At 45.3% G+C, this 12,942-nt stretch carries 11 protein-coding genes; 2 read left to right on the plus strand and 9 right to left on the minus strand.

The genetic code is table 11. The annotated features are described in order from the left end of the window. Positions 1-26: 26 nt before the first annotated feature. From C1712_RS06450 to C1712_RS06465, 4 genes are all read right to left on the minus strand, one after another. On the minus strand, positions 27-2,807 hold the full coding sequence (locus C1712_RS06450) for a bacterial Ig-like domain-containing protein (RefSeq protein ID WP_180963087.1): 2,781 nt from the start codon (positions 2,805-2,807) through the stop codon (positions 27-29). Positions 2,808-2,929: 122 nt separating this feature from the next. Next, positions 2,930-3,373: a GNAT family N-acetyltransferase gene (locus C1712_RS06455; protein WP_102267852.1), complete on the minus strand. Its 444-nt coding sequence runs from the start codon at positions 3,371-3,373 to the stop codon at positions 2,930-2,932. A gap of 34 nt (positions 3,374-3,407) precedes the next feature. Beyond that, a complete protein-coding gene (locus tag C1712_RS06460; RefSeq protein WP_418291057.1) occupies positions 3,408-4,271 on the minus strand; it encodes a YitT family protein in 864 nt (287 codons plus the stop codon). A 131-nt stretch (positions 4,272-4,402) separates the two neighbouring features. Beyond that, the gene (locus C1712_RS06465; RefSeq protein WP_102267855.1) at positions 4,403-4,972 is read right to left on the minus strand and encodes a DUF1836 domain-containing protein; all 570 of its coding nucleotides are present in this window, start codon (positions 4,970-4,972) and stop codon (positions 4,403-4,405) included. Positions 4,973-5,167: 195 nt separating this feature from the next. On the opposite strand from C1712_RS06465, the gene C1712_RS06470 reads away from it, so the two are divergent. Further along, a complete protein-coding gene (locus tag C1712_RS06470) occupies positions 5,168-6,007 on the plus strand; it encodes a DegV family protein (protein ID WP_102267857.1) in 840 nt (279 codons plus the stop codon). A 22-nt stretch (positions 6,008-6,029) separates the two neighbouring features. Here C1712_RS06470 and C1712_RS06475 read toward each other — a convergent pair whose 3' ends face one another. The 5 genes from C1712_RS06475 to C1712_RS06495 form a co-directional block, all read right to left on the minus strand. After that, positions 6,030-6,815 (minus strand): HAD-IIB family hydrolase, encoded by a 786-nt coding sequence (locus C1712_RS06475; RefSeq protein ID WP_180963088.1) that lies wholly within the window; start codon positions 6,813-6,815, stop codon positions 6,030-6,032. A gap of 16 nt (positions 6,816-6,831) precedes the next feature. Continuing rightward, the gene (locus tag C1712_RS06480; protein WP_102267861.1) at positions 6,832-7,680 is read right to left on the minus strand and encodes a YitT family protein; all 849 of its coding nucleotides are present in this window, start codon (positions 7,678-7,680) and stop codon (positions 6,832-6,834) included. A 122-nt stretch (positions 7,681-7,802) separates the two neighbouring features. Further along, the gene (locus C1712_RS06485; protein WP_102267863.1) at positions 7,803-8,696 is read right to left on the minus strand and encodes an ABC transporter permease; all 894 of its coding nucleotides are present in this window, start codon (positions 8,694-8,696) and stop codon (positions 7,803-7,805) included. Beyond that, positions 8,696-9,607: an ABC transporter ATP-binding protein gene (locus tag C1712_RS06490; protein ID WP_102267865.1), complete on the minus strand. Its 912-nt coding sequence runs from the start codon at positions 9,605-9,607 to the stop codon at positions 8,696-8,698. The genes C1712_RS06485 and C1712_RS06490 overlap by 1 nt, the downstream gene beginning before the upstream one ends. Positions 9,608-10,051: 444 nt before the next feature. Then, a complete protein-coding gene (locus C1712_RS06495; protein ID WP_245858079.1) occupies positions 10,052-11,401 on the minus strand; it encodes an MATE family efflux transporter in 1,350 nt (449 codons plus the stop codon). Positions 11,402-11,578: 177 nt separating this feature from the next. Here C1712_RS06495 and C1712_RS06500 point away from each other — a divergent pair, with 177 nt between their 5' ends. Further along, positions 11,579-12,913, plus strand: coding sequence for an MATE family efflux transporter (locus C1712_RS06500; protein ID WP_102267867.1), 1,335 nt, complete (start codon positions 11,579-11,581; stop codon positions 12,911-12,913). Positions 12,914-12,942: the final 29 nt, after the last annotated feature.

The raw sequence follows: 12,942 nt of genomic DNA on the forward strand, positions 1-12,942 counted from the left end.
AATTTTTCACTTATAAACACAGGCTTTCATCGATTCTTTTTCAGATGTGTCACTTTCCTATGATACAGCCGACGCCCTTTGCGATAGCGAAATGCCAGGATCACTGCCCCAACCAACACGGCAATCAGTGCCGCCGCAATCGCATAAGGCAGCCAAGGATAAGCCGGGTCCTCACTGATCGCAGTAAACTCCGCAATGTCTTCTCCTGCTTTGACATCGTTTTGTTTCTGCTTCACAATGGCAAAGCTGCCCGCATATTTCGTCTTCCATTTGATCTGATTTTGGGTCTGCGTCGTTTCCAGACGGATCACTTCCCCATCGACATATGCGTACACCTGATAAACGTCCTGATCACTTGCTTTTTCCGGCTTTGGCAAAGACAAGATCAGCGGCACGTCCAGTGTTTCATAGACCCGATCCTCTTCCTTGATCACAAGACGATAATACGCCTCTGCTTCATAACCATTGTTTTTAGCAGTTGTCTTTAACAGCAGCTGCTGCTTGGATTTCACATTTTCATCGATCTCCATCTGAATGGTGCGTGTTTCTTCCGCTGATGGAAAAGCAAGCGTCGCTCCGGATATACCGGCCGTTTCTTTTGATGCGTGCAAGGTGATCGTACTGTTTTGATCGACACGAGAAACGATTTTCTCAAATTCGCGGATCTCCCACATGCTCAAATTAGGCTTGCTTTCATAATAAGCATCACGCGCTGCCAAGATCCGTTTTTTCTCAGCACCGGTAAAAATCACATTTCGCTTCGCAAAGTCCGCAATGATCGCATTGATCTCTGTCTGTGTTTCCTGCTGTTTGATCCGTTTTTTGTTTTCCTTTACTTCGATCGTATAAGTATAGGTATTGCCCAGCACATGGATCTGTAATTTCTGCTTGCCTAATTTCTCCATATCATAGCCGGATACCATCTCACTTGTGAGCGGTACTTTTTGGCGTGTGCCGTTTTTAGCGGTAAAGGTAAAGACACAGCCATTTACATCCAGCGTATCGCCATAGCCATACGATGTTTTCGGTTCTTCCCACTCAACTGACTGTATTTTCGTATAAGTCGCCCGATAGGTCGTTTTCTTTTTGGCAGCAGTGATCTCTTTGTCCCAGCCCGCAAACAGATAGCCTTTTCGCTGCGGTGCTTCCACTGCCGGCAGATCTCCTTTCTGCACGTCCATTACCAGCTTTTTTTCGCCGTTTTCAAAGCGCCCTTTTCCCGCGTCAAATGTCATGCGTGCATACTCTGCCTGCTTTTTCAGCGCCGATGCGTTAAGCACTGTATCGACCGCTTCACATTCAATATAACCGATATTATCTTGAAAACGGTAATAATGTTCCTCTGTATCCTCCAGCAGCGGATCACACTGGATCTGATAATAATCCTGTGCGCTCGTTTCCACTTTCCCTAAGATCAGGAAACTGTATTGGGGCAGATGATCGACTTCATATAGGACCTTCTGCTTTTTCTTCTTGGTCGAATCATATACCGGTATTTTCGCCGCCATATTCACGATTCCAAGCGCATATGCCTCTTTCTGCTTGCCACCCAGCGCATCGTCCATGCGGTAAAAATAAGAAGCCGCTTTCTCTCCCCAGTAAGGATCAGAAGCATAACTGACATTCATACCGCTTTGTTTATTGCCGAAATAAGCGCCATGATACATATACGCACTTGGATCGGCATAGCTTCTCGATACATAAGCGTCCGCATGCACCTTGATGCTTTCTCCTGTATGCAAATAGCGTGATGCACTTTCCGCCGCACTGCTGTCATACGCCGCATGACCGAATAAATTATTTTTCAGATAGCTGAGATTGCTTCTTCCCATCGCACTTTCATTCATCGACACCGCCAGCATCATCAAGGCATTGCTTCCATAAAGGTTCTGATTTTGAAGCAAGGCAGTTGCGCTGCCGCTTAACAAAGACTGGGTCAATACATCATGGATCCCATCTTGATCATCGTCCAAAAAATGGGTGAGCGAAGCATAAGCGCCGCGCTGTTCTTTCAGATAATCCTCGATTTCTTCCGCACTGTAAACACTGCTGCTGCGATGAGATACATACTGATAATAATTATAATATGGTGAAGAAGCATTGACCGCATGACGATGATCCATTGCCCGCGCATCTTCGATCATCTCTTTGATCGCATCTTCCTGATAGAAGTAAATGCCGTCATAGCTGTAATAGGTCGTCTGCTCTTCCATAAAGGAAGGCGCTTCGTCTAAACGGATGCTGGCAGAAGATCCGCTTTCACGGATCCCGTTCGATAAATCATGGATCAAGTGCCCTTTGGAGATCCGATAAGATGATAAATTGTCCGCCTCCTGCAATGGAATGATCTCGACATCCGCTAACGCCGCCCACGCATTGACCCCGGATATTTGAAATTTTACCTGTACGCCGTCGCTGTATGTATCCAAAAATAAGCCGTCCTTGGCATAGCAGCCGTTGAGATAGCCGTTTTCTCTCGTATCGGCATTCGTGTATTCCACATTGTAATCACAAAGATCACTGCTGCGAAAGCTCACAAAGCCATACCGCACCAAAATCAGTTTTCCCTGATGCACGATCGCCGGATTGTTTTTTTCCTCCAATACGGCATCATACATCGTGCGCGCCTCCTCATAACTGTCAAAAGAGGCAAATTCCTCTACCTTTCCGCTTTCCAAATAATCGACGATATGATAGCGTGCATCGGCTGGAAGCGTTTCTTCTTCGGCATAAACGCCATATGGAGAAAACAGCGTAAAGATGATCGATAGGACAAGCATGACGGCGATGCGTTCAAACTTTTTCATGGCGTACCTCCAAGTAATTGCTATTATCTGTATTATATCATACAATGTAAGCTTTTTTTCGCTTAGTTCAAGCCCTGTAAAAAAAGACAGAAGGGAATGAAGCAAACATTCCTTTCTGTCCATTAAACCTGCGGTTTCCCGCTTCCATACCAGTAATAAATATTTTTATTATGCGCATGCAGCTCACCGCCTGCCTTTTGATACAAAGCATTGGCTGCTTCGTTGTCGTCCTGTGTGATCAAAAACATATAGTGCAGATGCTCCGCTTTTGCTTCTTCCAGCACGATCTTCATCAGCGTTTCACCGATATGACGGCGCTGATAAGCTTCTTCTACAAACAGGTGGTAGATCAAAAGCATCGCGTTGCCGTTGTCGATGCGCGGCAATACATAAGCAAGCGTATAAGCGCAGACTGTATCCGCTTCATAAGCGATATACACCCGGATCTTTCTGTCCTGCAGCACTGCTTCCGCCTTTTCCTCGCTGATCTGACAGCCGCGAAAGGTTTGATTCACTTTGGTCAGCCATCGTTCATCGCCGCTTTCTAATTTTTTATATGCGATCATGGTATCCTCTCCTCACTGATCATGATGTTTGATCTTACATTTCTTCCAGGTAGCTGAAGCCATATCCCTGCACCTCATTGGCATCCATCACGATGACAAACGCCTCAGGATCGATGCGGCTGATTTCATGGCTCAGCAGCGGGTACTGTTTCTTTGATACGCAAACCATCAGCACAGGACGGTTTTCACTGGTATAGCTGCCTTTTGCCTCCAAGATCGTCGCACCTCTGCCCAGATCCTGATAGATGACCTGCAAGATCTCTTCCTGATGCTTGGAAATGATCATGACATTCTTGGTCGCCTGCCCGCCGAACATCATCGTTTTATCGATCACATAAGAGCTCAGCCAAACCGAGATGATACCGATGAGCGCAGCTTCGACACCATACACCAATGCCCCCAGCAATACGGTCAATCCATCGGTTACCAGCACCAAGGTCGGCAGCGGCCACTTTGTGATCTTATTGACGATGAGCGGCGGAATATCCATACCGCCGGTACTGGCACCGGTACGAAAGACAAGACCGACGCCCGCCCCCATCAACACACCGCCGTAAATAGAAGCCAGCAGCTGATTGTCGGTAATCTCGATCGCATGCACAGAACTGCTTAACACGGAAATAAACACCGGATAACAGATGGTGCTCAATAATGTCTTAATGGCAAACTGTTTACCTAACGTCAAAGCGCCCAGAACAAATAGAGCAATCGTCAAAGCATTGATCATGAGATCGGTCGGAATATGGAATATTGGAAACAGCGCCACCGCAATACCGGCTACTCCGCCGGTCAGTACATCATTAGGCAAAATGAACAATACGACGCCGGCCGCCAGCAGGAAATTGCCGATGATCACGATTCCATAATCCCATACCAATTCTTTTACATTACGCATCACGCATCACCTCTTTTCCATCTTACTATATCACTTGAAATAGGGCTTCGTCAAATAAATCTATATGAGAAAAAATGTTAAAAAAGTGCATAGTTATGCACTTATTCACTATTTGTAATTACAATATGATAAAACTACTCGATAGAATCAGCACATCCCTGCTCGCCAAGTCGCTTCAACTGCATGCTCTTTGCCACCATCTTGCGTGTGATCAGCTTGCTGATGAGCGAAAACGTGCAGAGCTTCATCGCCATCTTATCGGAAGCGATCACCAGTTCCTCAAAGGGAAGCGTACCGCTCTTCAATGCTTTGGCTACCGTACTGGTCGCTAATTCCAGTTCATCACAAAAAATATGATAGGCACCCTTTAAGCCGGAACGCTCTGACTGGATCTCAATACCGTCGCGAATCTCTGAAATCGTCAGCACTTCTTTCAAAATGGTAATGGCCAGCGCATATGCGATATGCACTTTATTATATTTCTTTTTGAGGGGTCTTGGCATGATTTTCGCCTTGACATAGTTATTGATCATGGAAGCAGTGATCATGCTTCCCTCTTTATCCTGAAAGATAGCGACGTATTGGGAAACGATCGTAATCAGCTGATCCATATAGATCTCAAAATCGGGCAGTTCCTCCCACCTCGGCAGATGAAACTGCTCTAATGAAGTGATCCATTCCTGTGAGATGATCGGATCTTCCATGATCTGCACTTCCTTTCTTTCTTTTTATAGTATAGCGGAAATGCTTAAAATTGGCAAATATTATGTGAATAATCACATAATCTAGTTTTTAATACTATTTATATTGACAGTGAAGCAATCTCGTGCTATCTTTTACCTAGTATTCAATACTAGATAGAATTATGGAGAACTATTACAGAAAGGATCGATTACACGATGATACGAATGATCAGCGACACTTCTACTTTATATGCGCCTAAGGATGCAGAGGCGATCGGCGCAGCCGTTACCCCGCTTTCCGTCAATATCAACGGCAATACTTATCGCGAGTATGCCGATATCAACGCCGCCGATTTCATCAAACTGATACAGGACGGCGGCATTCCTTCTTCCTCTCAGCCTTCTATCGGCGAAAAGATGGAATTATATGAGCGTTATCCAAATGACGATATTATCGATCTGGCGATGGCGGACGGTCTGTCCGGTACTTATCAAAGCGCATGCGGGGCAAGGGAAAACAGTGCGCATAAAGAAAAGATCCATGTCGTCAATACCAAAACACTGTGTGGGCCACATCGCTATCTGCTGGAAAAAGCCATTCGTTTAACTAAGGAAAGTGATGATGTGCATGCGGTATTAAATCAGTTGCAAAAAAGCATCGACAACAGTTATTCATATTTGATGCCGCAGGACTTCGCTTTCTTAAAAAGAGGAGGACGTTTGACACCGATGGCCGCAACGATTGGCGGACTTTTGAAAATGGTGCCGATCATGACCCTTACGGAAGGCGATGTCAAGAAACTGGAAAAGCTGGGGATCAAGCGTACCTTACGCGGTGCTTTTCAGATGGTAGCGGAGGATCTGAAAGTAAAAGGTGTCGACGGTAATCATTTGATCACCATTTCCCATGCGCTCTGTCCTGAAAAAGCCATGATCGCCAAAGAGGTCATACAGGAAGCATTTCCGGATTGTGAGATCTGGATGTTAGAATTATCCCCGGTCTTTATTACCCAGGGTGGACCGGACTGCATTGCCATTCAAAGCATCTTAAAGTAAAAAAGCGTGTGCAGCCACGCTTTTATTTTGGCTCGATCCAGTTAAAATGCACGCAGGCATTCCAAATGCCGTCATGATCGCTGTCATCGCTCACATAATCGGCAAGCATCTTTAACTGGGGGATCGCATTGCCCATCGCAATGGAAAAGGGCGCCTGTTCAAACATCTTGCGGTCATTGAGACCATCTCCGAATACTACGATGTCCTGCGGATCACCGCCTGCTTCCTTTACCATACGCAGGATCCCTTTGTATTTATCATCCGGTTCCACAATGACAAAACTATCATCATAGCGCATCATACCGATCTGCTTGATTTCCGGCAGTTTTGCTTCTTCATCCGGCCGCATGGCGATCATAAAACGACGAATGTGATGCAGTGCATCAAGATCCAGGTGTGGCTCGACCTGTAATTCCACAAATCCTTGCGCACCGGGACACTGTTTGACAAAACGCTCGTCTTTGGTCAGACGGATCCGATCATCTGTCAATGATACAGCGAGCGGGAACCCCAGTGCCTCGGCTTTTTTCATGATGGCGATCGCCAGATCATCGGCTAATGGTTCATAGGCGATCAGCTTACCGCCGAAGTATAATCCATTCCCACCTTCACACACCATGTTTTGAATGCCATGTTCCTGCGCGAACTCCTTGGCTCGAAAATGGGCCCGTCCGGTTGCGATCGCCACAAAATGTCCCTGCGCTTCCAATGCGCATAAGGCGCGCTTTGTACTTTCCGGCACCAGATTAAACACCTTGGAACTAGTAAGCGTACCGTCAATATCGAAAAAGAAATACTTGCGTTTCATGACTGTTCCCTCTTTCTTACTCATAGTGTTTGGCCATGGTGAAACCGCGCCCCTTTACTTCATTGACCTGATGAATGATCATAAAAGCATCGGCATCGATCTCATGTACCCGATCACATAAAAGGGTAAGCTCTCTGGGACTCACAACACTTAGAATTACCGGATATGCGCTGTGCTTAAAGCCGGTTTCTGCATGCATCAGCGTCGTACCGCGATCTAACTGATGGATGATCATCTCATTGATGTGCTCATATTCTTTGCTGATGATCTTTACTTGTATCTGGGATTTGCCTATGACCAATACCTTATCTAAGACCACCGTATAGATCAGCACTAACAAAATGCCGTACAGCACCATTTCCCGTTCACGAATGACCATCTGTCCAAGCAGGATCACAAAATCAAACGCATACATGCTGAGCGATACCGAGATGCCCATTTTCTTGTGCAGAACAAGCGGCGGAATATCCATGCCGCCGGTACTGGCACCGCAGCGGATCACGATGCCGATTGCCGCACCGATCATCAGTCCCGCCAAAATACAGGACAGCAAACGATCCTGCGTCATGACTTCATTTCCCAAAAAGCCTTGCAAGATACTTAAAATAAACGGATAATAAAAAGAACTGATCAAAGTCGTCAGCGCAAACTGTTTGCCCAGTACCCAAAAGCCCAGCAAAAACATCGCAATATTAAAAAGCGATACAAACAGCGTTAACGGCACACCTAACACCTGTTCAAACAGCAGCCCCATTCCGGTCGTTCCTCCGGTAATCAGCTCATTGGGCACGATAAACAACACAACGGCCAGCGCATATAATGTATTGCCGGCTAAGATGCCGACGATATTTTTTACTTGATTCAAACCAAACACCCTTTCTGATGAAACATTACCAGTCCTATTATAGAGGAAAGCACATAAAAAAGAAAGAACAAAGCGCCTGATGAAATGAACAAAGCGTTTGTTCTTTCTGTTTCCCATAAACTCTATTTCTGTTTCTTGCATTTATTTAACAGCACATACAACATGATCAACACCACAACGGCAATCCCAACGATCAGATACATCACCGGCAGATCGACCTGATGCCCGAAAAAATAAAGATTACAGTCAAGTAGATCCCTTAGTTCTTTCATGCCTGCTTCCGGGATGCCCTGCGCCTTCATTTCCGCAAGTACCCCCTGCATAGTATGATTGCGGATCAGTGATGTGCCATAAGTGCCGGGCAGAAAAGAGATGATCTTTTGTAATGTCTCGCCAAATGAGTAAATCGGCATATAAGCGCCGCAGATAAAGCCATACCCTGCACTGATGATCGTACCGACTGCGGAAATCTGACCTTGCGTCGATAAGAAAAAATTGATGATCGAAGACAGTGCCGTACCAAACAAAACAAGCAGCACAATATCTAAGAATAAAAAGCAAACATCCGCAAACGACAGATACCATCCTACCACAGCCAAATAACCAAGACAGATGCCCATTGCAATCAAACAAATGATCAGCGTGGAGAGCAAGGTTGCCATATAATAGCTTAAAGAAAGCACAGATGACTTGATCGGTGCTATCCGGAAATCTTTGATCGCGCCGCTCACCTTATCCTGCACCATCAGGAAATTAGAACAGAACGCAACCGTCACGCAGGAAACAGCAAGGATCGAAGAAACGAGCTGACCGCCCACCAAACCATCGATCAACCCGCTTGAAAGCTGCAACGTATCCGGCAAAAGTGATGTGAAATTATCACGATATACATTTCCAAGAAAAGTAACATATAGTACAAGCAGGATCAGTGGGGTGATCAAAGAGGTAAAGAACATACCTTTATCTTTGAAAAACAATTTTATATTTCGTTTTACTAATATCAAAAATGCACTCATCAGTTTGCTCCTTCCACCAGTGTTTTTCCGGTTACCGCAAGGAAAATATCATCCATTTTCCCTTTTGTGATCTCATAATCCTGAAACAACTGCGGATGATGCAGGATCAGTTCAGTGGCAGCTTTTGGATTTGCGAGCGTCAGCCGATAGCCGTTTGGCACCTGCTCATATGGCAGACCAAGACTTCTTACAGCATCTTCCTCTATGCCATAAATCGTAACATGATCATCCGCATATTTGTTTTTTAATGCGAGCGGCGTGCCTTCCGCAATGATCTTGCCATCATCAATAATCACGACATGGTCCGCTTCCGCAGCTTCTTCCATATAGTGCGTTGTCAAAAATACCGTCATATTTTCATTTTTGCGAAGACCGGCTATGACATTCCAAAGGGTCTTGCGCGTCTGCGGATCAAGACCTGTGGTCGGTTCATCTAAGATCAAGATCTTAGGCTTATGAAAGAGCGCTCTGGCAATATCGATCCTGCGACGCTGTCCGCCTGATAATTTACCGACACTGCGTTTCAACAGATCTTCAAAATCAAGCAGTTTTGCCAATTCCGCAAGTCTTTGCTTAAATTCGGTCTTGCTCATGCCATATAAAGCGGCGCGGCTTTCTAAATTATCATAAACCGAAAGCGCCGCATCTAAAACAGAATACTGAAAAACGACACCGAAATCCCGCTTGATCTGTGCACTGTCTCGGTCTAAATCATGGCCGTTGATCAAGACACGTCCGCTGTCTTTTGCCAGCTGTCCGCACATGATATTGATTGTCGTTGATTTCCCGGCGCCATTGATTCCCAAAAAGGCAAATAGACTGCCCTCTTTTACCCGAAAACTTAAATCTTGAACTGCTTTGACTGATGCAAAGCTTTTATTCAGATGATCAATTTGAATGATATTGCTCATTTCTTTCCTCCTTTGTACGCTTATCAATTATAACTCATACGGATGCACAATGTACCAGATCCTTTTTACATAGATCAGAAGTAATCCGGACATATCTTTTTCAAGAAGATCATAAATCGTACAAATCTTTTATTATTGATACTCGTTATCAATTATTATAATGAAATTACTATGAATGTCAAACTAAAATAATACCTTCTCTGTCCTGGCTGTTGAAAACAGCTGCAAATAGTGGTATTCGCTTACTGATCCTAGATCATCAGATTCATCTGGTGCTTATTTTATGCCTTATGATCTTCCATGCATCGGCATCGTTTCTGTCAAATGGCAGGAAAAGAAAATGATTGCCTGCTAAATCTTTCTCTTCCCTGCACCGTTTGCTTTCCATGCAGGATAGGAAAAAGCAGACTTTGCCCGGTCTGCTTTCTTTATCTTATTGCTCCTTTACGCATGCTGCGTTAAGTTGCGGATCCATTTTTCTTTGCGATAAAACATCGTTGCGATACATACCTTTACAAGTCCCATCGCTTCCACGGCAATATAAAGAAACAGGAAGTCGATCGGAAAAATACGGGAAAAGATCGTTGAAGTCAATACCGGTCCCAGCCAGGTAAACAGCCCGTCGATGATCAGCACCGATTTGGTGTCGCCGCCGGAACGCAGAATATAATAAATGGTATTGGAATAGCCCTGCGTCCACGAAAGCAATGATTTTACGATCAGCAGCAGCGTTGCCAAATGCAGGCTGTCAGCGCGAAGCGAAAAGGCTTTTGGCGTGATACCGGAAGTAATCAAGATCAAAGCACTGCCGATCGCATAAGTAAGCAGCGCCATCCAGATCATGTTTTTCGCATTTTCCTTGGCTTTGTCAATGCGGTTGGCGCCTAATTCACTGCCGACCATCACACCGATCGCTACGCCGCACCCGCTGAATAACACATAAACAAGATTATTGATATTGTCTACAACGGTAAGCGCCGGGATCGAGCTTTCGCTCATAAAACTGAAGTTCAAGAAAACGATGCTTAATCCCAATGAATACATCACTTCATTGCACATCAGCGGAATTGCTTTGGCAATGATGTCTTTCTTCAATGAGAAAGGCAATTTTCCATAAGCGACATGCATACGGATGCGGCTGTCTTTGCGATTGACGATCACAAGCAGCAGGATCATTTCCACCCAGCGGGAAATACAGGTTGCGATCGCCGCACCTGCCACGCCCAGCTGTGGAAAGCCGAAATTCCCCATGATCAGCAGATAATTCAGCACGACGTTTGTAATAAATGCCACAAGCCCCGATACCATCGGGATCTGCGGATGCCCCATAACGCGGAATGCGACCGAGCACATACCGGCAATCGCAAAAGGGATGAAGCACCAACGCAGCACTTCGACATATTCTACGCCCATGGCAATGACACGCGGATTTTTCACAAAGATCGAAATCGTAATTTCCGGGTTCACAAATAAAAATACGCTTACCAGAGCGCCGACGATGATGCAAAGCACATTGCCATAGCGAAATACCCGGTTATAACTCGTTTGATCATTTGCCCCATAGTATTGAGAAATATATAAGCCGACACCGTTGGTAAGGCCGAAGATCGCCAGCGAATAAATAAAGAAAAACTTATTGGCGACTGCCACCGCACTGATCGCATCTTCCCCTACTGATGAAATCATCAATGTATCACACATACTGACAAGATTGACCAGCAGCTGTTGGATCATGACCGGAAGTGTCAGCTTAAAGTAATAGCGCAAAAAATCTCTGTTCTTCAAAATATGCATACGATCCCTCCTCTATACTATACCAATTACAGAATTTACTATACCAAACAACAGATAGGTAAGTCAATCGTCAAATTTTCTTTTCCGTATTTGATGGCCAAAAGAAAAACAGCGCTTTCATTGACAAGCATTTCGTTCCTCTTTATAATAGTGTGAGTTTGAGAAAAGAGGGATCTTATGGAATGGGATGATTTATCCTTGCATCATCTGAAAAAGATGTTTTTTCACTATGTAAGCAACAGTGTCATCGGTATGGCAGGATTGTCCTTCAATGTGTTTACCGATACCTTTTTTATTGCGAACGGCATCGGTTCTCATGCGCTGGCGCCTTTGAATGTGGCGCTGCCGATGTTTTCCTTTGTCAGTGCAATGGCGATCATGAGCGCCATGGGATGTGCGACCCGCTATGCTTTGTTAAAGGCGGGAAAACATGACAAGGAAGCGGATGCGGTGTTTGCCCATGGACTAGTAGCGGCGTTATTACAATCCCTTCTCTTATTGGTAGCCGGGCTTTTTTTCACTCGTCCCCTCGCTGTTTTACTGGGCGCCAATGAAGCGATCGCAACAGATACGGCGCAATACCTGTTTCCTTTGCTTACGCTCGGCTTTTTATTTCAGTTCAACCAGTTGTTTATCTGCATGATCCGCAATGACAACGCGCCGGCATTGGCCATGAAAGCAATGGTGATCGGCAATCTGGTCAACATCGTATTGGACTATGTATTCATCTATCATTTTCACTGGGGACTATTCGGCGCCAGCCTTGCTTCCTGCTTTTCCCCGCTTACCTCGCTATTGATCTTATCGACCCACAAACTGCGCCATCGCAATCATTTTCACTGGCACAAGCCGAAATGGACGCTGGCTTTGCTGGGATCGATCTATCGCATAGGTATTCCCTCTTTCATCAATGAGATTTCTTCCGGTATCGTTATGCTTGCCTTTAACTATCTGCTTTTGAAGTATGGCGGAAATACGGCGATCGCCGCTTATGGTATCATCGCCAATCTGGCGCTCATCATTCAGGCGATCTATTCCGGCATCGGACAGGGCATCCAGCCGATCATTTCTCATCTTTACGGCAGCGGACAGATTTCTCTTTCTTTTCAGACTGCCCGCTATGCTGTTGTGACTGCGGCAAGCTTAGGGATCTTGTTCGTCGGCATCGGTTTTCTGTTTCCGACACAGCTGATCGCGATCTTTAATTCCGATCACAATGCGGCATTGGAAGCGATTGCCAAGACCGGTATTCAGCTCTATTTCCCGGCCTTTTTGGTAGCGGGCATCAGTGTTTCGCTCACTTCTTTTTTCAGCAGCATTCATGCGGTCAACGAAAGTACGATCCTTTCACTTGGCCGAGGCATTATCTTTGTTTTATGCTTTTTACTGCTCCTGCCGCCGTTCTTTGAACAAAACGGTGTATGGTTATCCATACCGGCCGCCGAATGGCTTAGTTTTTTCATCGCCTGCTTTTTCTTGATCCGCATCTATCGCCGGCTTTATCAGAAATAGTTTGCGAAGTTCTATCCTAAAGATAAAAA

The sequence above is a fragment of the Massilicoli timonensis genome (assembly GCF_900199515.1).
Taxonomy (GTDB): Bacteria; Bacillota_I; Bacilli_A; order Erysipelotrichales; family Erysipelotrichaceae; genus Massilicoli; species Massilicoli timonensis.